The organism is Pseudonocardia sp. T1-2H (assembly GCF_038039215.1).
GTDB lineage: Bacteria > Actinomycetota > Actinomycetes > Mycobacteriales > Pseudonocardiaceae > Pseudonocardia.
Window position 1 is genome coordinate 4,948,490 of the sequence record NZ_JBBPCL010000001.1, and the last position, 18,459, is coordinate 4,966,948.

Consider the following 18,459-nt stretch of genomic DNA (forward strand, 5'->3'; position numbering starts at 1 on the left):
AGCAAAGGGGCGGGAGGAGGACCTACTGCCGCTGACTCGGCAGCTCGCCCCGCGCCATCTTCCCCGCGACGTCCCGGCGCATCAGCAGCAGCGTGACCCACACGAGACCGAAGATCACCCCGACGGCGGCCAGCGACACGTGGATGAACCCGCACGCGATCAGCGCCACCTGCAGGACCAGGGCGAGCGGCAGGCCCCACGGCTTCCGCTGCACCCCGCAGGCGACGACCATCAGCACCGCGAGGACCAGGACGAGCGTGAGCCCCACGCCGTTCATCGCCCCGACCGTGAACTTCGAGACGACCAGCAGCGCGAGCAGCACCACGATCGTCTCGAGCACGAGCACCGCGGCGAAGATCCCGCGAATCCCCTTCATCGGGTCCTTCGCCGGGGGCCTGATCGCAGGTTGCTCGCTCACGACGGCTCCAGCCCGAACACCGACCGCGCCTCGCCGGCGGTCACCACGGAGCCCGTGACGATCACCCCGATACCGGAGTCGCCGGCCTCCTCGGCCAGCTCCCCCGCCTGCTCGATCGCCGTCCGGAGGTCGGGCTCGACGCTCACCCGGTCCCGGCCGAACACCTCGACGGCCAGCCCGGCCAGCTCGTCCGGGTCCATCGCCCGGGGAGAGGAGTTGGCCGTGATGACCACCTCGTGCACCGCCGGCTCCAGCTCCGCGAGCAGCCCGCGGGCGTCCTTGTCCTTCATGACGCCGATGACCCCGACGAGCCGGGTGAACCGGAACTCCGACATCAGCGACGCGGCCAGGGCGCGGGCGCCGTGCGGGTTGTGTGCGGCGTCGAGCAGCACGGTCGGGGCGCCGGGACCGCCCGCGACGACCTCGAGCCGGCCCGGCGAGCGGACGGACGCGAACGCCGCCCGCACCACGTCCGGGTCGATGGGCTGTTTCGGGCCGGCCCCGATCAGGGCCTCCGCGGCGGCCAGCGCCAGCGCCGCGTTCGACGCCTGGTGCTCGCCGTGCAGCGGGAGGAACACGTCGTCGTAGCGGCCGCCGAGGCCCTGCAGCTCGAGCCGCTGCCCACCGACGGCGATCTCCCGCTCGCGGACGCCGAACTCGGCGCCCTCCCGCGCGACCTGCGCGCCCACCTCGGCGCTGCGCTCGATCAGCACCTCCGCGACGGCCTTGTCCTGGGCCGCGAGGATCGCGACGGAGCCGGGCTTGATGATCCCGGCCTTCTCCCGCGCGATGCCGAGGAGGTCCGTGCCGAGGAACTCGGCGTGGTCCAGCCCGATCGGGGTCAGCACGGCGACGTCCCCGTCGGCGACGTTGGTGGCGTCCCAGCGGCCGCCCAGCCCCACTTCGACGATCGCCGCCTCGACGGGCGCGTCGGCGAACGCGGCGAAGCCCATCGCCGTCAGCACCTCGAACTTCGAGAGCGGCACCTCGCTCCTGGCGTCCACCAGGTCCACGAACGGCGCCACGTCCCGGTAGATCTGCACGTACCGCTCCGGGGTCACCGGGCGGTTGTCCAGGTTGATCCGCTCGGTGGCCCGCTGCAGGTGCGGACTGGTGTAGCGGCCGGTGCGCAGGCCGATCTCGGTGAGGATCGCGTCGATCATCCGGGCCGTGGACGTCTTGCCGTTCGTGCCGGTCAGGTGCACAACGGGGTACCCGCGGTGCGGCTCCCCCAGCACGTCGACGAGTGCGGTGATCCGCTCCAGCGACGGCTCCATGACCGTCTCGGGCCAGCGCTTGTCCAGCACGGCCTCGACGGCCAGGAACTCCGCGTACCCGGCGACCGACGACTGCGCCGGCACGACGTCCGGGGTCTCGCCGCCGCGGATCTGCTCCAGGACCGCGGAGATCACCGCGTCCTGGACGTCGCCCTCGGGCGTCGGGACCGCGCCCTCGCCCTCCGGCAGCTCCTCGGGGTGGTCCGGGAACTCGTCCGGGTACTCGCCCCGCTCCTCGTCGTCGCGGCTCATGACTCGGGCAGCGCGGCGAGGCGGCCGGAGACCCGCTCGATCTCCGCGACCGCCGCCTCGCGGCGCGCGCGGATCCCGTCGACGACGGTCGCCGGGGCCTTCTCGGTGAACTTCGGGTTGGTGAGCTTCTTGTCCGCCTGGTCCAGCTCCTTCTGCGCGGCCGCGAGATCCCGGCCGAGGCGGGCCCGCTCGGCGGCGACGTCGATCGCGCCGGAGGTGTCCAGCTCGACGTGGACCTTGCCCCCGGCCACCGTGACGTCGACGGTGGCGGTGGGCGCGAAGTCGTCCCCGGCGGGATCCAGCCTGGTCAGGAACCGGACGGCCGCGCCGTGCGCCTCGAGCCCGGCCGCGTCCAGGCCGACGAGCCGCGCCGCGACCGAGCGCCGGTCCGGCAGCCCCTGCTCGGTGCGGAACCGGCGGACCTCGGTGATCAGCTTCTGCGCCGCCTCGACCCGCGCGACCACACCGGCGTCGACCGGCAGGCCGGTGTCCTCGCCGGGCCACGCCGCCGTCACGACGGTCTCGCCGCCGGTGAGGGTGGTCCAGAGGGCCTCGGTGACGAACGGCGTGATCGGGTGCAGCATCCGCAGCAGCGCGTCCAGTGCGTGGCCGAGGACCGCGCGGGTGCCGTCCGCCGTCGCCGGGTCGTCGAACTGCGGCTTGGCGAGCTCGAGGTACCAGTCGCACAGCTCGTCCCACGTGAAGTGGTAGAGCCCCTCGGTGGCCTTGGCGAACTGGAAGTCCTCCAGCAGCGCGTCCGTCTGCTCGCGGACCTCGCGCAGCCGGCCGAGGATCCAGCGGTCCGCGTCCGTCAGGTCCTCGACGGCGGGCAGCGGCAGCGCCGGGGACGCGCCGTTGGCCATCGCGAACCGCGTGGCGTTCCACAGCTTCGTCGTGAAGTTGCGGGAGCCGGCGACCCACTCGTGCGAGAGCGACATGTCCGTGCCCGGGTTCGAGCCGCGCGCGATGGTGAAGCGCAGCGCGTCCGCGCCGTAGGCGTCGATGAGCTCGAGCGGGTCGATGACGTTGCCCTTGGACTTCGACATCTTCTTGCCGTGCTCGTCCCGGATCAGGCCGTGCAGGTACACGTCCCTGAACGGCGCCTCGCCCATCGCGTAGATGCCGAACATCATCATCCGGACGACCCAGAAGAAGAGGATGTCGTAGCCGGTGACCAGCACCGAGTTCGGGTAGTAACGCTCGAGGTCCGGCGTCTTGTCCGGCCAGCCCAGCGTCGAGAAGGGCCAGAGCCCGGAGGAGAACCAGGTGTCCAGGACGTCCTCGTCCTGCCGCCAGCCCTCGCCCGTCGGCGGCTCCTCGTCGGGGCCGACGCAGACCATCTCGCCGTTCGGGCCGTACCAGACGGGGATGCGGTGGCCCCACCACAGCTGCCGGGAGATGCACCAGTCGTGCATGTTGTCGACCCAGTCGAAGAACCGGGACTCCATCTCGGCGGGGTGGATCGTGGTGGCGCCGGAGCGGACCGCGTCGCCGGAGGCCTTCGCGAGGGACTCGACGCGGACGAACCACTGCAGGCTCAGCCGCGGCTCGATCGGGACGCCGGTGCGCGAGTCGTGGCCGATGGAGTGGATGTAGGGGCGCTTCTCGGCGACGATCCGGCCCTGCGCGGCGAGTTCCTCACGGATGGCGACGCGCGCCTCGAAGCGGTCCATGCCGTCGAAGCGCGTGCCCGTCCCGGCGATGACGCCGGACTCGTCCATGATCGTCGGCATCGGCAGGTCGTGCCGGCGGCCCATCTCGAAGTCGTTGGGGTCGTGCGCCGGGGTGATCTTGACGGCGCCGGAGCCGAACTCCGGGTCGACGTACGGGTCCGAGATGACCGGGATGTCCCGCCCGGTGATCGGCATCCGGATGGTCTTCCCGACCAGGTGCGCGTACCGCTCGTCGTCCGGGTGGACGGCGACGGCGGTGTCCCCCAGCATCGTCTCGACCCGGGTGGTGGCGACGACGATCGCGTCCTCCCCGTCCCCGTACAGCATGGAGACGAGCTCGCCCTCGACCTCCTTGTGGTCCACCTCGATGTCGCTGATCGCGCTCTGCAGCGCGGGCGACCAGTTGACCAGGCGCTCGGCGCGGTAGATGAGGCCGTCGTCGAACATCCTCTTGAAGACGGTGTTGACGGCGCGGGAGAGCCCCTCGTCCAGGGTGAAGCGCTCGCGGGACCAGTCGACGCCGTCGCCGAGGCGGGTCATCTGGCCCAGGATCGAGCCGCCGGACTCGGCCTTCCACTCCCAGACGCGCTGGACGAACTCCGTACGGCCGAGCTCGCGGCGGCCCGGCTCACCGGCCTCGGCGAGACGGCGCTCGACGACGCTCTGCGTGGCGATGCCCGCGTGGTCCATGCCCGGCAGCCACAGCGCGTCGTAGCCCTGCATTCGGCGGCGCCGGGTCAGGATGTCGATCAGCGTGTGGTCCATGGCGTGCCCGAGGTGCAGGCTGCCCGTGACGTTCGGCGGCGGGATGACGATGCTGTACGGCGGCTTGCCGGAGTCCGGGTCCGCGGTGAAGTAGCCGTTCTCGACCCACCGCCGGTACATGCCGGCCTCTACCTCGCCCGGGTTCCACTTGGGCGGGAGGTCGGCAGTGGCGCCTCTGATCGGGCGCGGCGGAAGGGTCTCGGTCACGCTGTCAAGTCTACGAGCCCGGCGCACCCCGATTCCTCGCCCCCGCGAGTCGCGGTCTGAGCCCGCGCGAGTCGGGATCTCAGCCCCCGCGAGTCGGGACCCGAGACCACACGAGTCGGGACCCGGCGCGGGTCACCTCGGGAGGAACGCCGTGTGGAGGCGGTCGAAGCCGAGGATCGGGCGGAGGCGGCGTTCGCGGATCGCGGCGGGGTCGAGGGGGCGGACGGTGGCGCTGCTCGGCTCGTACACCCGCCAGGTGCCGTCGTCGGAGATCCGCAGGGCGAGGCAGTAGTGGCGCGGGACCCCGGCTCCCACCAGCAGCGGGACCGGACGGCGGGCGCCGAGCGCGGCCTCGATCTCCCGGATCACCTGCTCGACGTCGGCGCCCGACAGGTCGTCGACGAACCGGATCCGGTACCGACCGACGCCCGGCGCGTACCTACGGAGCCAGCCCGCGAAGCCCCACGGGGTGGTCCCGAGGGCCTGCGGCCAGAGCCGGTTGGTCTGCCGGTGGACCCGCTTCTGCAGCGCGTCGTAGCGGCCGGCGAAGCCGTCCACGACCCCCGACGGCGTGGTCTCCCGGAATTCGAGCTTCTCCAGCTCCGCCGGATCGGCCCAGATGGCGAGGGCGACGAGGACCGCGCTGCCGCACGTCGTGCCGTCGACCTGGTCGAGCCTCGCGCCCTCGTGCCGCTTCTCGCCGAGCGCGTCGGTGACGAGCGCGCGGCGGGGGCCGTTCAGGGACCGGACCGCGGCGACCGGGACCGGGGCGGCCCGGTGGAACAGCCGCTGGACGGCGCTGCCGATGGCCGAGACCGTGCGCATCCGGGTCCTCCGTTCGTCGGGTGCACCGTGCCACGCCGCACGGCGACTCGCCGACGCGAACACGCCGACTCGGGCGGACTCAGAGCGCGACTCGCGCGGTCTCACAGCGCGACTCGCGGGGCCTCAGAGCGCGACTCGCGCGGCTTCACAGCGCGACTCGCGGGCGGTCCGGTCACGAGCCGGGAGTTCAGGTCGTCAGCGTCGTCGCCCACAGCTCCTCGCCCCGCTGCCCGCGCAGCGTGGCCCGCAGCTCCCGCCCGCCCGGCGCGACCTCCAGCTCGCCGAAGTTCTGGAACCCGTCGAGTGGCGAGGTGTTCTGTGCGGGCGGCGGCTGCACGAACACGGCCTCCGGGCCGAGCGAGGGATCCAGGTCGCCGGGCCCGAACGCCCCGGCGTGCAGCGGTCCGGACACGAACTCCCAGAACGGGTCGAAGTCCTGCACCGACGCGCGCTCGGGCGAGTAGTGGTGCGCGGCCGTGTAGTGGACGTCCGCGGTCACCCAGACGACGCCCCGGACCTCCCGCCGGTGCAGCCCCTGCAGCACCCCGGCGATCTCGGACTCGCGCCCGCTGGGTGCTCCCGGGACGCCGTTCGCGACGGCCTCCCAGGCGCCCTGGCCGTCCGCGACGCAGAGCCCGAGCGGCATGTCGGCCTGCACGATCTTCCAGGTCGCCCGGCTGGAGGCGAGCCCGTCGACGAGCCAGCGGGCCTGCTCGGCGCCGAGGATGTGTCCGTCCGCGCCGGTGTTCGGCCCGTTGGAGTCCCGGTAGGTGCGCATGTCCAGGACGAAGATCTCGACGTGCGGGCCGTACGGGATCCGCCGGTACACCCGCCCGTCGACGGCCCGGCGCGGGTCCAGCGGCACCCACTCGTGGAACGCCTGCGACGCGCGTGCCGCCAGGACGTCGACGCGCTTCTCCGTGTACTCCGGCAGGGTCAGGATCTCCCCGGGGTACCAGTTGTTGAGCACCTCGTGGTCGTCCCACTGGTTGATCTGGGCGACGGACGCGGCGAACGCGCGGACGTTCTCGTCGAGCAGGTTGTAGGCGAACTGCCCGCGGTACTCCGCCAGCGTCTCGGCGACCTTCGACTTCTCGGGCGTGACGACGTTGCGCCAGGTCCGGCCGTCGGGGAGCGTGACGGTCTCCTTCAGCGGCCCGTCGGAGTAGACGGTGTCCCCGCTGTGCAGGAACAGGTCGGCGTCCCGGGCGGCCATCGCGGAGAAGATCCGCATCCCGCCGATGTCCGGGTTGATCCCCCAGCCCTGCCCGACGACGTCACCGGACCAGAGCAGCCGGACGCGCTCGTCGCCGCCCGGCTGTGTCCGGAAGACGCCCGTCAGCGGCTCGCTCGTCGTACGGCCGTCGAGATCCTCCGCGGTGACGCGGTAATGCGTGGTCCGGGCCGCGGCCGGGACGCGGACCCTGCCGGTGAGGTCCGTGTCCGGGGTCAGGACCGGGCCGGGAATCCGCCGGACGCGGCGGAACTCCGGGTTGTCCGCGATCTCGACGACCATGCGCGACGGCCGGTCGGCGCGGGTCCAGACGAGCCCGGAGCCCGGCAGCACGTCACCGGCCTGGACTCCGTGGGTGAGGACCGGCCGTGCGCCGCGGTGCACGAGTGGGGCCGCGGTGCCGAGAGACGGGAGCGCGAGCGTGGCGGTGGCCGCCGAACCGGCCACCGCGGCGGTCCGGAGGAGGGTGCGTCGGGAGAACGGGGAGCTCATGCGGCCTGACATAACCCGTTCGAGTGATCACGTTCCGGAGCGCAGGGCGACGTCCGGGTGAACACCCGGCGACGTGATCCGCGTACCGCAGGTGGTCCGCAGTACGTTCCGGGCATGTCCGAACCGAGCACCGCGGCGTTCTCCCCCGAGGTCGTCGAGTTCCTGAGCCACGGCACCCGCACCGGGAAGCTGGCCTACACCGCGTCGGACGGGCGGCCGCTGATCGCGCCGGTCTGGTTCCTGGTGGAGGACGGTGCGCTCGTCTTCACCACCGCCACGGACACGGCGAAGGCCAAGGCGATCCGCCGCGATCCGCGAGTGGCGCTGGCCGTGGACCTGGAGGCGCCGCCGTACGCGTTCGTGCAGGTGCAGGGGGTCGCCGAGCTGAGCGAGGACCCGGACGAGCTGCTCCGCACCGCCACCGCACTGGGCGGGCGCTACATGGGTGCGGACCGCGCCGAGGAGTTCGGCAGGCGCAACGGGGTCCCCGGCGAGCTGGTCGTCCGGGTGCGGCCGACGAAGGTCATCGCCATGCTGGACATGACGGCCTGAGCCGGCCCGCACCCGGGAGGGTCAACCGCGGGCGTCCTGGTCGTTGGCCGGGACCCCGCGCTCGGTGTCCGCGTCCCAGCCCTCGGCGAGCTTGGACACCTTGCCCGCGTAGTCCCGCGCGGCGACGGCCGGATCGTCCGCCCGCCCCGCCGCCACCCCGATGAGGAACGCCGTGACGGGCGCCGCGGGGCGGCTGACCCCGTGCGCCACGTCCGACGTCATGTCGAGGACGAGATCGACGCTCGCGTCGCTGTCCAGGGCCCCTTCGAGGCCGAGCTCGCGGGCCACCGCGGTGACCCATTCGGACATGGCCTTCGCATCGTCACTCACGACGGGAACCTACCCGTGCGGCGCGGCTCCCATGCGCGGCGTTCAGCCGAAGAGCGCCGGGATCTTGATGACGAGCTGGTAGAGGCCGTAGAGGAACGGCAGCACCACCCACAGCCAGGCGATCACGACGAGCACGACCGGGGGCTTGCCGGTGGTGTCGGGGGTAGCGCTGCTCATGTCTGGGCCTCCGTCCTGTCCTCGGCCACGACCTCGTCCGGCTCGTGCCACTTCGTCGCGACCGGCCTGATCAGCTCGTTCGCCACGAAGCCGATCACCAGCAGGGTGATCATGACGGCGAACGCCGGTGTGTACTTCGCCGGACCGGGGACGTCCGCGCGGGCGTCCGCGATCGCGTTGACGACGATCGGGCCGAGCACGCCCGCGGTGGACCACGCCGTCAGCAGGCGGCCGTGGATCGCGCCGACCTGGTAGGTGCCGAAGAGGTCACGCAGGTAGGCCGGGGCCGTTGCGAACCCGGCGCCGTAGAACGACAGGATCAGGATCGCGCAGACGATGAAGAGCGGCCTGCTGTGGGCGCCGACGAGCGTGATCAGCCCGTAGAGAACGGCACCCAGCCCCAGGTAGAGGCGGTAGATGTTCTTGCGCCCCACGGTGTCGGACACCGACGACCAGATGAACCGGCCGAGCATGTTGCCCAGCGAGAGGATCGAGACGAAGGCCGTCGCCGCCGCGGCGATCGCCGCACTGGGCGGCACCGTGCCGAAGAAGTCCCGGAAGATCTGGGCGGCCCGCTCCAGGATGCCGATGCCGGCGGTGACGTTGAAGCAGAGCACGACCCACAGCAGCCAGAACTGCGGCGTCCTGATCGCGTTGGCGGCCGAGACGTTGTTCCTGCTGATCATGCCGTGACTCTTCTGGGCCGAGGGCTCCCAGCCGGCGGGCTTCCAGTCGTCCGCGGGAACCCTGATCAGCAGCCAGCCGAGCGACATGAAGATCGCGTAGGCGACACCGTGGATGAGGAAGGCCAGCGCGATGCCGTGCGGGTCCACGGAGGGCGCGGACGCGGACGCCCCGAACGCGTTCAGCATGGACGCCGTCCACGGGTTCGCGATGAGCGCCCCACCACCGAACCCCATGATCGCGATCCCGGTGGCGAGGCCCGGACGGTCCGGGAACCACTTGATCAGCGTTGACACCGGCGAGATGTAGCCGATGCCCAGGCCGATGCCGCCGACGCCGCCGTATCCCAGGACGACCAGCCAGTACTGGCCGGTGTACACGCCCAGCGCGGCGATGAGGAAGCCCGCGGCGAAGCAGGACGAGGCGACGACCATCGCCCACCGCGGCCCGTTCGCGTCGACCTTGGTCCCGAACAACGCGGCCGACAGGCCGAGCATCACGATGCCCAGGGTGAAGGGCAGCGCGCTCGCCACGCCTCCGATGTCCATGCCCTTCTCGAGCGACGTCTTGAACGCGCTCCAGGCGTAGACCTGGCCGATCGAGAGATGGATGGCCAGGGCCGCGGGTGGGATCAGCCACCGGCTCCAACCGGGTGGGGCGACTATTCGCTCCCGCTCCAGGAATCCGGGCTTTCCGGATGCTTCTGCCATGGCGGCCTCCGAGGACTCGTGACGCGCGCGAACAGTAAGCGATCTTGGGGTGCACCACCATCCGGAGGTATCCGTTCCGCCTACCGCGACCCGGCGGAGCCCCTCCGGACGTCGCGCCGGGCCGTGCTTTGCTGACGGGGTGACCGCTCCCCACCCCCTGCGCCCCCTCACCGGCACCCGGGTCGTCTCGTTCGAGCACGCCGTCTCCGTCCCCTACGCCGGCCGCCTGCTGGCCGATCTCGGCGCGGACGTGATCAAGGTCGAGCGCCCGGGCACCGGCGACTTCGCGCGCGGCTACGACGCGGCCTGCGGGGACGTCTCCTCCTACTTCGCCTGGATCAACCGGGGCAAGCGCTCGGTGGTGCTGGACCTCAAGGACGCCGACGGGCTCGCCGCCGCACACCGGCTCGTCGACACCGCGGACGTCGTGCTGGCCAACCTCGGCCCGGGAGCGACCGCCCGCCTCGGCCTCGACGGCGAGACGCTCCGGGCGCGCCGGCCGTCGCTGGTGACGTGCGAGCTCACGGGCTACGGCGAGGGCGGCCCGTCGGCCGGACGGAAGGCCTACGACGCGCTGATCCAGTCCGAGGCCGGGCTGCTCGAGATCACCGGCGACGGCCCGGTCACCGCCCGGGCGGGCATCTCCGTCGCCGACATCGCGGCCGGGGTGCAGGTGCAGTCCGCGGTGCTGGCCGCACTGTTGCACCGGGAGCGGACGGGCGAGGGCGCGACGCTGCGGATCACCCTGCTCGAGGCCCTCACCGAGTGGATGCACCAGCCGATGCTCTACGCGCTCGGCACCGGGACGGCGCCCACGCGCAGCGGCGGGCACCACCCGTCGATCGCCCCGTACGGGCCCTTCCCCTGCGCAGACGGCGCGGTGCACCTCGCGGTGCAGAACGAGCGCGAGTGGCTGCGGCTCTGCACGGTGGTGCTCGGGGACGCCGCGGTCGCCGTCGACCCGCGGTTCACGACGGTCCGGTCGCGGGTGGAGCACCGGGAGGAACTGCACGCCCTGCTCCACGCCCGCTTCGCTCCGCTCAGCTCGGCGCACCTCGGCCGGCTGCTCGACGGCGCCGACATCGCCTGGTCCGCGGTCGGGCACGTCGGCGAGCTGCCGCAGCATCCGCAACTCGCGGCCCGGGGCCGGTTCGTGCCGGTCGCGGTGCCGGGCGGGGAGCCGGTTCCGATGACGGTGCCGCCGGTGGACTCCAGCGCCTGGCCGCCACCGTCGTCGCCCGCGGTGCCCGCCCTGGGCGCGCACACGGCGGAGGTCCTCGCCGAGCTCGGCTACGAGGACAACGAGATCGCCGCCCTGACGGCCGGCGCCTGAGTGGCTCAAGCAGCGCACGACCCTTCGCCCACCTGCTGCTGGAGTGGCTCAAGCAGCGTTCATTGACGCTTGAGCCACTCGAGCGGCGGGACGGGGCACGCACGAACGCCCGCCCCGCACGAGGCGGGACGGGCGTTCGGGTCGTGCTCGAGCTACGCGGAGCGCTCGCGGCGCTCCCGGCGCGGGGGCTGCCGCGGGACGATCGTCGGGTTGACGTTCTCCTTCACGGTCTCCCGCGTGATGACGACCTTCGCGACGTCGTCCCGGCTCGGGATCTCGTACATGACCGGGAGGAGGACCTCCTCCATGATCGCGCGCAGGCCACGGGCGCCCGTGCCGCGCAGGATCGCCTGGTCCGCCACCGCGTCCATCGCGTCGTCGGTGAACTCCAGCTCCACGCCGTCCATCTCGAACAGCTTGCGGTACTGCTTGACCAGGGCGTTGCGCGGCTCGGTCAGGATCTTGACCAGGGCGTCCTTGTCGAGCGACGTCACCGAGGCGACGATCGGCAGGCGGCCGATGAACTCCGGGATCAGGCCGAACTTGATCAGGTCCTCGGGTAGCGTCTCGGCGAAGTTCTCCGTGGACTCCAGGTCGTTCTTGGAGCGGATCTCCGCGCCGAAGCCCAGGCCCCGCCGGCCCACCCGGTCGCTGATGATCCGCTCCAGGCCGGCGAACGCGCCCGCCACGATGAACAGCACGTTCGTCGTGTCGATCTGGATGAACTCCTGGTGCGGGTGCTTGCGCCCGCCCTGCGGCGGCACCGAGGCGGTGGTGCCCTCCAGGATCTTCAGCAGCGCCTGCTGGACGCCCTCACCGGACACGTCGCGGGTGATCGACGGGTTCTCCGACTTGCGGGCGATCTTGTCGACCTCGTCGATGTAGATGATCCCGGTCTCGGCCCGCTTGACGTCGTAGTCCGCCGCCTGGATGAGCTTGAGCAGGATGTTCTCGACGTCCTCGCCGACGTAACCGGCCTCGGTGAGCGCCGTGGCGTCCGCGATCGCGAACGGCACGTTCAGCATCTTGGCCAGCGTCTGCGCGAGGTAGGTCTTGCCGCACCCGGTCGGGCCGAGCATCAGGATGTTCGACTTGGCGATCTCGATGCCGTCGCCGTCCGCCCCGCGCCCGTTCTTGTCACCGGCCTGGATGCGCTTGTAGTGGTTGTAGACCGCGACGGACAGCGTCCGCTTGGTCTGGCTCTGCCCGACGACGTACTGGTCCAGGAAGTCGTGGATCTCGGCGGGCTTCGGGAGCTCGTCGAGCTTCACGTCGCCGGCCTCGGCCAGCTCCTCCTCGATGATCTCGTTGCAGAGATCGATGCACTCGTCGCAGATGTAGACGCCAGGTCCGGCGATGAGCTTCTTGACCTGCTTCTGGCTCTTCCCGCAGAACGAGCACTTCAGCAGGTCACCGCCGTCACCGATGCGTGCCATGAGTGCAGACCCCAGTCCCATCCGGCGCGCCCACCGAGGGCGACGCCACTTCGTGACGGTACCTGCCCGACCCGCTTCCCGGGGAGCGGTGAGTCGCTCCGGCGGACCACGTTTCGGCAGGCGGTCGAGAAACTGTTCGCGTCAAGCCGTGTCTCCGGCATCCACCAGGGTAGATGCCGGAGACCAGAACGGCAGTACCGAAAAATCAGCCGACAGCGGACAGCTTCCGGCTCTGGATGATCTCGTCGACGATCCCGTACTCCTTGGCCTCGGTGGCCGTGAGGATCCGGTCCCGCTCGATGTCGTCGTGCACCTGCTGGGACGTGCGGCCCGTGTGGTGCGCGAGCGTGGTCTCCAGCAGCGACCGCATGCGGGTGATCTCCGCGGCCTGGATCTCCAGGTCCGACACCTGGCCGTAGAAGCCCTCGGTGGCCGGCTGGTGGATCAGGATGCGCGCGTTCTGCACCGCGAGGCGACGCCCCGGGGTGCCCGCCGCGAGCAGCACCGCCGCCGCCGAGGCCGCCTGCCCGAGGCAGACGGTCTGGATGTCCGGGCGGATGAACTGCATCGTGTCGTAGATGGCCATCAGCGAGGTGAACGAGCCACCCGGCGAGTTGATGTACATCGAGATCTCGCGGTCCGGGTCCGCCGACTCCAGGCACAGCAGCTGCGCCATGACGTCGTTGGCGGACGCGTCGTCGATCTGCACGCCGAGGAAGATGATGCGTTCCTCGAAGAGCTTGTTGTAGGGGTTGGACTCCTTGACCCCGTAGCTGGTGCGCTCCACGAAGGACGGGAGGACGTACCGGCTCTCGGGCATCTGGAAACCACTCACGGTCAGCTCCCGTTCCCGTTGGACGGCGAGCCGGCGTCGGGCAGCTGACCGGCGCGGGAGATCACCTGGTCCACGAAGCCGTACTCGAGGGCCTCCTGCGCGGAGAACCAGCGGTCACGGTCGAAGTCCGCGGTGATCTTCTCGACGGTCTGGCCGGTGTGCCCGGCGATCAGCTCCGCCATCTCCTGCTTGTGCCGCCGGAACAGCTCCGCCTGGATGCGGATGTCCGACTCGCTACCTCCCACACCGGCCGACGGCTGGTGCATGAGGATCTGGCAGTGCGGCAGCGCGTAGCGCTTGCCGGGGGTCCCCGCCGAGAGCAGGAACTGCCCCATCGACGCGGCGAGGCCCATCCCGTAGGTGGCCACGTCGCACTCGATGAACTCCATCGTGTCGAAGATGGCCATGCCCGCGGTGACGGAACCACCCGGGGAGTTGATGTAGAGCGCGATGTCCGCCGTGGGGTCCTCCGCGGAGAGCAGCAGCATCTGCGCGGCGATCCGGTTGGCGATCTCGTCGTCGACCTGCTGGCCGAGCACCACGATCCGCTGCGCGAGCAGCCGCTCGTAGACCGAGTCGCCCAACGTCATGCTCGCGGATGCGGAACGCATCTCGAGTCGGTCCTGCTGACTCACTTCACCCTGCCTTCTGCTGGCTCGCTCGGGGTAGTTCGGCCGATTCCGGGCCGACCCTACGCGGACGCGGTGACCCGCGTCCGCGAACGGGGAAGATGTTCGCCCACAGCGCAGCGAACACCGGGTCGGGCCAGGTCAGCCCGACGATGGTGGCCGGAGGATCAGGCCTTCGCGGGCGTGTCGCCGGCGTCGACGACCTCGCCCTCGACGGTGTCGCCGGCCTCGGCGGTGTCGCCGGCCTCGGCGGTGGCGCCGGCTTCGTCCGCCGCGTCCTCGGCCCCGGGGACCTCGAGGATCTCCGGCTCCGCGGCCCCGTCCTCGTCACCGAGGAGGTCCGAGAGGTCCACGGGCTCGCCGGACTCGTCCGTCACGGTGGCCGCGCGGACCGCCGTGATGAGCGCCTTGCTGCGGCGCACGTCGGAGTAGATCGCGCCGAGCTGGCCGGCCTCCTGGATGCGCTGGACGAACTGCTCCGGCTGCATGCCGTACTGCTGGGCCTGGTAGACGATGCGCTCGGTGAGCTCCTGGTCGTTGACCTGGACCTCCTCGGCGTCCGCGAGGGCGTCGAGCACGAGCCGCGTCTTGACCGACTTCTCGGCCTCGGTGCGGGTCTCGGCGTCGAACTCCTCGCGGGTCTTGCCCTGCGTCTCGAGGAACTCCGCGAACTTCGCGTCGTCGTGGTCGAACGCGTGGACGGCGTCGTGGGCGCGGGACTCGACCTCGGCCGCGACGACGCTCTCCGGGAGCGGGACCTCGGTGCCGTCGACGATCGCGTCGAGGATCTTGTCCCGGGCCTGGGTGACCTGCTCCATGCGCCTGACCCGGCCCAGCCGCTCGCGCAGGTCCGCCACGAGCTCGTCCAGGGTGTCGAACTCGCTCGCGAGCTGCGCGAACTCGTCGTCCGCGTCCGGGAGCTGGCGCTCCTTGACCGCGGTGACCTTGACGGTCACCTCGGCGTCCTTGTCCGCGTACTCGCCGGCGACGAGCTTGGAGGTGAAGGTCCTCGACTCGTCCGCCGACAGCCCCTCGATGGCCTCGTCGATGCCGTCGATGAGGCCGCCCTGGCCGACCTGGTACGAGTACCCGGTGGTCGTGGCCTCCTCGATCTCCTCGCCGTCGACCGAGGCCGACAGGTCGATCTGGACGAAGTCGTCCGTCGCGGCGGGCCGGTCGACCCCGGTGAGGGTGCCGAAGCGGGCGCGGAGCTGGTCCAGCTGCTCGGTGACGTCGTCCTCGTCGATCGCGACGTCGTCGACGGAGACCGCGAGCCCGTCCAGGTCCGGGAGGGTGATCTCCGGGCGGACGTCGACCTCGGCGGTGAAGCTGACCTTGTCCCCGTCGGCGAGCTCGGTGACCTCGATCTCCGGGCGGCCGATCGGCTTGACCTCGTCGGACGCGGCGACGGCCTCGCTGTACTTGGCCGGGACGGCCTGGTTCAGCACCTCGTCCAGGACGACGCCGCGGCCGAGCCGGGCGTCGAGGATGCGGGCCGGCGCCTTGCCCGGGCGGAAGCCGGGGATGCGGACCTGCTTGGCCAGGGCCTTGTACGCGCGGTCGAAGTCGGGCTTGAGCTCGTCGAACGGCACCTCGACTGTGAGCTTGACGCGTGTCGGGCCGATGTGCTCGACGGTGCTCTTCACGGTGGAACTCCTCGGACTGCTTTCGGGCAATGGTCCTGCGGCGCGCGATGGGCACCCGGCCGGAACCGGGCGCGAACGAGCCGCTGCGGCCGGTGTGGACCGGCGCTGGCGAAACGTGCTCCGGCGAGTCTAGGCGAGAGCGGACCCGCGCGTTCGAAGCGGGTTTGCGCACCTGGGGCACAGTGCGGTCCGACCGGTGACGGCGGGTGGGTCTACCCGGCGACGTCGGCGACCGTCACCTCGACGTCCACGTCCCCCAGGACCTCCCGGACGAGGCCGGTGAGCTGCTCGGCGAGCCGCGGCAGCGGGCCGCCGCCCGCGTGGGCCACGACCGCGATCTCGACGGGTTCGTCCCCGACCCCCAGCCGGACCCCGAGCACGCGGCGCCCCGGCAGGTGCGAGGCGATGCTGCCGAACGGGCCGCCGTCGAGCCGGGCCACGCCGGGATGGGCCAGCACGGCGGAGGCGACGGCGGCGGCGCGCTCGGCGGGATCGGCGGAGGTCGGCATCGGCAGAGCCTAGGGGCGAACCCGCTCGGCTCCCGGCTCCCCGTGTCGACGGGCACCGACGGCGGCCGAGCACTACCGTCGACCCCGCTGGTGACCGCCTACCCGTCGGAGCGGCCCGCGGCCGCCGCCCACGGATCGCCCCGACGCACGACCCGAGCGGAGAACGGTGCACGCCACCCGGCCGACCGACGACGTGGCGCCGCGTCCGGCACCACCGGTCCGCGTCCCGGAGCCGGGTGCGGTGCCGCCGGAACGGGAACTGGACGAGGTCACGCTGGTCGTCCGCGCCCAGGAGGGCGACGTCCGGGCGTTCGAGGTGCTCGCCCGTCGCCACCAGGGGGTGCTGTTCCGGGTGGCGGTGCGGATCGTCGGCGACCCCGCCGACGCCGAGGACGCCCTGCAGGAGGCCCTGCTCGACGCGTGGCGGCGGATCGCGGGGTTCCAGGGGGACTCGGCGTTCTCCACCTGGATGTACCGCATCGTCACCAACCGCTGCCTCGACCTGCTCCGGCGCCGTCGACCCGTCGTGCCCGTCGACGAGATCGGCGAGGACCGGCTGGTCGCGTCGGGTCTGGCCGCGCCCGGGTCCGACGAGCCCGAACACGCCGCGCAGGTGGACGCCGGGCTGGCCGCGCTGCGCGTCGCCCTGGCCCGGCTGCCCGACGAGCAGCGCGTCTGCTGGGTGCTGCGCGAGCTGGAGGGCCTGGGCTATACCGAGATCGCCCAGATCACCGGGGCGACCGCGACGGCGGTCCGCGGACGCATCCACCGCGCCCGCAAGGAGCTGGCGGAGGTGATGCGGTCATGGCGCTAGACGCCCCCCCTTCCGGGGTGGGCCCGGAGGGGCAGATCGAGCCGCTCGCCTGCGGCCGCGACGCCGCGGACGTCTGGGACCACGCGGCCGACGGCGTGCTGGACGAGCACGAGCGGAGCTGCCCGCACTGCGCCGCCGCGGTCGCGGACGCGCGCGGGCTCGACGGCGTCGTGCACCGGATAGCGGACGAGGCACCGCCGCCTCCGCCGTCGCTGATGGACACCGTGATGGAGGCCGTCCTCGACACGGTCACCGCCGAGCTGCGCCCGCAGGACCTGCTCGCGCTGGACTCCCCTGCCGGCCCGGCCCTGCTCTCCCGGCCCGCCGCCGCGCGGGTGCTGCGCCACGTCGTGGACCGGATGGACGGGATGCGGGCCCGGAGCTGCCGGATCGAGCAGGACGGCCTCGCGCTGAGCGTGGCGATCACGGTGACCGCCCGGTTCGGCGTCGACCTCGCGTCCGTGACGGCGCGCGTGCGGCAGATGGTGGTCGCCGCCGGGGAGCAGGCGCTCGGCGCGCCGGTGGCCCGGGTCGACATCACGGTGGTGGACCTGTGGGAGGAACGATGAGCGTGCTGCACGTCGGTGACCTGGTCGTGGCGCGGGTCGCGGCGCGGGCCGCGCGGGCCGTGCCCGGCGTCGTCGCGCTCCGGCCGGACCTCACCCAGGCGCTGCTGGGGATCGCGGGGACCGTCTTCGGTCGGGACCGGAGCCGGCTCTCGGCGGACGGCGCGTCGGCGGTCGTCGAGGGCGGGCACGCGGAGGTGTCGCTGACCGTCGTCGCGCGGCTGGGGCACAACTGCCGGGACCTCGCCGCCGCGGTGCAGCGCGCGGTGACCGACGAGGTCGCCGCCTACACCGGTCTCGACGTGTCGGTGCGGGTCACGATCGCGGACGTGCTGATCGAGAGGCCCCGGCCCGGGGGCTCGTGAGTACGCAGTCTCCGCAGGTCCCGCCGCCGGGGACGCGGTAGTAGAGGCAGCAGGAACGCCGCCGGAAGCTCCAGCCGACGTCCGGAGGCGCGGCGGGGAGCCGGTCCCCGGCGCCGGCCAGGGCGGGATGGTCCAGGATCTCCGCGGCCACCCGCGCCGCCGCCCCGGCGCTGCCCGGACGATCGGCCGCCAGCACCCGCTTCGCGCCCGCCACGGACGACGCGACGTTGCCCCACAGGACCTTCGCCGAGACCCCGACCCGGGCCCGGACGGCACCGATCAGCGGCGCGAGGAGCTCGTCGACGAGCACATCCGGCAGCGGGGTCGAGGCCGGCCCGGGCGACGCCAGCCACAGCGGCCACGGGCCCGTCATCGAGACCCGCCACTGCAGCGCGTCCGCTGTCACCGCGGGCACGAGCCCGTGCAGCGCCGCCACCGCCAGCGGACCGGACACCAGCCGCGCCGCCAGCCCCTGCAGGGCGATCGACGCCGCGACCCGCTCCTCGACGGCGTCGGCCCCGCCCAGCACGGTCCGCACGTGCGCGATCCGCGCCCCCAGCGGCTCCGGGTCCTCGACGAGGTCCCGGAACGGCCGCCACGTCGGGTCGGCCTCCTCGGCCGGGTTCGTGCCGATCTCGAAGAACGGCCCCACCCGGGCGGCGTCGGCGAGCGCACTGCTCACGGTCGGGGTCGGGTCCATGTCGGGGAGTGTCCCCCGTGCGGGATCCCC

Annotated in this window: 19 protein-coding genes; 5 read left to right on the forward strand and 14 right to left on the reverse strand. The window is 72.3% G+C overall.

Going from position 1 to position 18,459, the window contains the following annotated elements:
- Positions 1-22: 22 nt before the first annotated feature.
- The 5 genes from WBK50_RS24415 to WBK50_RS24435 form a co-directional block, all read right to left on the reverse strand.
- A complete protein-coding gene (locus WBK50_RS24415) occupies positions 23-418 on the reverse strand; it encodes a DUF4233 domain-containing protein (RefSeq protein WP_341337837.1) in 396 nt (131 codons plus the stop codon).
- Complete coding sequence (locus tag WBK50_RS24420; protein ID WP_341337838.1) at positions 415-1,947, reverse strand: bifunctional folylpolyglutamate synthase/dihydrofolate synthase; 1,533 nt, start codon at positions 1,945-1,947, stop codon at positions 415-417. Before WBK50_RS24420 ends, WBK50_RS24415 begins: the two co-directional genes overlap by 4 nt.
- Positions 1,944-4,592, reverse strand: a complete 2,649-nt coding sequence (locus WBK50_RS24425) for a valine--tRNA ligase (RefSeq protein WP_341337839.1) — start codon at positions 4,590-4,592, stop codon at positions 1,944-1,946. Before WBK50_RS24425 ends, WBK50_RS24420 begins: the two co-directional genes overlap by 4 nt.
- A 132-nt stretch (positions 4,593-4,724) precedes the next feature.
- Positions 4,725-5,417, reverse strand: a complete 693-nt coding sequence (locus tag WBK50_RS24430) for a hypothetical protein (protein WP_341337840.1) — start codon at positions 5,415-5,417, stop codon at positions 4,725-4,727.
- A gap of 187 nt (positions 5,418-5,604) precedes the next feature.
- Positions 5,605-7,143: an alkaline phosphatase D family protein gene (locus WBK50_RS24435; protein ID WP_341337841.1), complete on the reverse strand. Its 1,539-nt coding sequence runs from the start codon at positions 7,141-7,143 to the stop codon at positions 5,605-5,607.
- 114 nt (positions 7,144-7,257) lie between these two features.
- Between WBK50_RS24435 and WBK50_RS24440 the strand changes: the two genes are divergently transcribed.
- On the forward strand, positions 7,258-7,695 hold the full coding sequence (locus WBK50_RS24440; RefSeq protein WP_341337842.1) for a PPOX class F420-dependent oxidoreductase: 438 nt from the start codon (positions 7,258-7,260) through the stop codon (positions 7,693-7,695).
- A 21-nt stretch (positions 7,696-7,716) separates the two neighbouring features.
- Here WBK50_RS24440 and WBK50_RS24445 read toward each other — a convergent pair whose 3' ends face one another.
- Genes WBK50_RS24445 through WBK50_RS24455 form a run of 3 tightly spaced genes read right to left on the reverse strand, consistent with a single transcriptional unit; the run spans position 7,717 to position 9,596 of the window.
- Positions 7,717-8,025, reverse strand: coding sequence for a DUF6457 domain-containing protein (locus tag WBK50_RS24445; protein ID WP_297493521.1), 309 nt, complete (start codon positions 8,023-8,025; stop codon positions 7,717-7,719).
- A 42-nt stretch (positions 8,026-8,067) separates the two neighbouring features.
- On the reverse strand, positions 8,068-8,202 hold the full coding sequence (locus WBK50_RS24450) for an MFS transporter small subunit (RefSeq protein ID WP_341337843.1): 135 nt from the start codon (positions 8,200-8,202) through the stop codon (positions 8,068-8,070).
- Positions 8,199-9,596, reverse strand: a complete 1,398-nt coding sequence (locus WBK50_RS24455; protein WP_341337844.1) for an OFA family MFS transporter — start codon at positions 9,594-9,596, stop codon at positions 8,199-8,201. Before WBK50_RS24455 ends, WBK50_RS24450 begins: the two co-directional genes overlap by 4 nt.
- Positions 9,597-9,735: 139 nt before the next feature.
- Between WBK50_RS24455 and WBK50_RS24460 the strand changes: the two genes are divergently transcribed.
- Positions 9,736-10,929 (forward strand): CaiB/BaiF CoA transferase family protein, encoded by a 1,194-nt coding sequence (locus WBK50_RS24460; RefSeq protein WP_341337845.1) that lies wholly within the window; start codon positions 9,736-9,738, stop codon positions 10,927-10,929.
- 152 nt (positions 10,930-11,081) lie between these two features.
- Here the strand turns inward: WBK50_RS24460 and clpX are convergent, their stop codons facing one another.
- The 5 genes from clpX to WBK50_RS24485 form a co-directional block, all read right to left on the reverse strand.
- Complete coding sequence (gene clpX, locus WBK50_RS24465) at positions 11,082-12,365, reverse strand: ATP-dependent Clp protease ATP-binding subunit ClpX (RefSeq protein ID WP_341337846.1); 1,284 nt, start codon at positions 12,363-12,365, stop codon at positions 11,082-11,084.
- A gap of 205 nt (positions 12,366-12,570) precedes the next feature.
- The gene (locus WBK50_RS24470) at positions 12,571-13,185 is read right to left on the reverse strand and encodes an ATP-dependent Clp protease proteolytic subunit (RefSeq protein ID WP_445942390.1); all 615 of its coding nucleotides are present in this window, start codon (positions 13,183-13,185) and stop codon (positions 12,571-12,573) included.
- Positions 13,186-13,202: 17 nt separating this feature from the next.
- Complete coding sequence (locus WBK50_RS24475; RefSeq protein ID WP_341337848.1) at positions 13,203-13,811, reverse strand: ATP-dependent Clp protease proteolytic subunit; 609 nt, start codon at positions 13,809-13,811, stop codon at positions 13,203-13,205.
- Positions 13,812-13,996: 185 nt separating this feature from the next.
- On the reverse strand, positions 13,997-15,475 hold the full coding sequence (gene tig, locus WBK50_RS24480) for a trigger factor (RefSeq protein ID WP_341337849.1): 1,479 nt from the start codon (positions 15,473-15,475) through the stop codon (positions 13,997-13,999).
- Positions 15,476-15,687: 212 nt separating this feature from the next.
- Complete coding sequence (locus WBK50_RS24485) at positions 15,688-15,984, reverse strand: hypothetical protein (RefSeq protein ID WP_341337850.1); 297 nt, start codon at positions 15,982-15,984, stop codon at positions 15,688-15,690.
- Between the two features lie 166 nt (positions 15,985-16,150).
- Here WBK50_RS24485 and WBK50_RS24490 point away from each other — a divergent pair, with 166 nt between their 5' ends.
- The 3 genes from WBK50_RS24490 to WBK50_RS24500 are packed head-to-tail and all read left to right on the forward strand — an operon-like array spanning position 16,151 to position 17,729.
- Complete coding sequence (locus tag WBK50_RS24490; protein WP_341337851.1) at positions 16,151-16,798, forward strand: RNA polymerase sigma factor; 648 nt, start codon at positions 16,151-16,153, stop codon at positions 16,796-16,798.
- Positions 16,789-17,367 (forward strand): Asp23/Gls24 family envelope stress response protein, encoded by a 579-nt coding sequence (locus WBK50_RS24495; protein ID WP_341337852.1) that lies wholly within the window; start codon positions 16,789-16,791, stop codon positions 17,365-17,367. Before WBK50_RS24490 ends, WBK50_RS24495 begins: the two co-directional genes overlap by 10 nt.
- Positions 17,364-17,729, forward strand: a complete 366-nt coding sequence (locus WBK50_RS24500) for an Asp23/Gls24 family envelope stress response protein (protein WP_341337853.1) — start codon at positions 17,364-17,366, stop codon at positions 17,727-17,729. The genes WBK50_RS24495 and WBK50_RS24500 overlap by 4 nt, the downstream gene beginning before the upstream one ends.
- Here WBK50_RS24500 and WBK50_RS24505 read toward each other — a convergent pair.
- Positions 17,680-18,429, reverse strand: a complete 750-nt coding sequence (locus tag WBK50_RS24505) for a (2Fe-2S)-binding protein (protein ID WP_341337854.1) — start codon at positions 18,427-18,429, stop codon at positions 17,680-17,682. The genes WBK50_RS24500 and WBK50_RS24505 overlap by 50 nt on opposite strands.
- Positions 18,430-18,459: the final 30 nt, after the last annotated feature.

Bases quoted from the DNA above. Each gene is read 5' to 3' on its own strand.
- WBK50_RS24435 (WP_341337841.1), bottom strand. From the start codon at position 7,143: ATGAGCTCCCCGTTCTCCCGACGCACCCTCCTCCGGACCGCCGCGGTG.
- WBK50_RS24455 (WP_341337844.1), bottom strand. From the start codon at position 9,596: ATGGCAGAAGCATCCGGAAAGCCCGGATTCCTGGAGCGGGAGCGAATA.
- WBK50_RS24485 (WP_341337850.1), bottom strand. From the start codon at position 15,984: ATGCCGACCTCCGCCGATCCCGCCGAGCGCGCCGCCGCCGTCGCCTCC.
- WBK50_RS24440 (WP_341337842.1), top strand. From the start codon at position 7,258: ATGTCCGAACCGAGCACCGCGGCGTTCTCCCCCGAGGTCGTCGAGTTC.
- WBK50_RS24500 (WP_341337853.1), top strand. From the start codon at position 17,364: ATGAGCGTGCTGCACGTCGGTGACCTGGTCGTGGCGCGGGTCGCGGCG.
- WBK50_RS24420 (WP_341337838.1), bottom strand. From the start codon at position 1,947: ATGAGCCGCGACGACGAGGAGCGGGGCGAGTACCCGGACGAGTTCCCG.
- WBK50_RS24505 (WP_341337854.1), bottom strand. From the start codon at position 18,429: ATGGACCCGACCCCGACCGTGAGCAGTGCGCTCGCCGACGCCGCCCGG.
- WBK50_RS24495 (WP_341337852.1), top strand. From the start codon at position 16,789: ATGGCGCTAGACGCCCCCCCTTCCGGGGTGGGCCCGGAGGGGCAGATC.
- WBK50_RS24475 (WP_341337848.1), bottom strand. From the start codon at position 13,811: ATGCGTTCCGCATCCGCGAGCATGACGTTGGGCGACTCGGTCTACGAG.
- WBK50_RS24430 (WP_341337840.1), bottom strand. From the start codon at position 5,417: ATGCGCACGGTCTCGGCCATCGGCAGCGCCGTCCAGCGGCTGTTCCAC.
- WBK50_RS24470 (WP_445942390.1), bottom strand. From the start codon at position 13,185: ATGCCCGAGAGCCGGTACGTCCTCCCGTCCTTCGTGGAGCGCACCAGC.
- clpX (WP_341337846.1), bottom strand. From the start codon at position 12,365: ATGGCACGCATCGGTGACGGCGGTGACCTGCTGAAGTGCTCGTTCTGC.
- WBK50_RS24450 (WP_341337843.1), bottom strand. From the start codon at position 8,202: ATGAGCAGCGCTACCCCCGACACCACCGGCAAGCCCCCGGTCGTGCTC.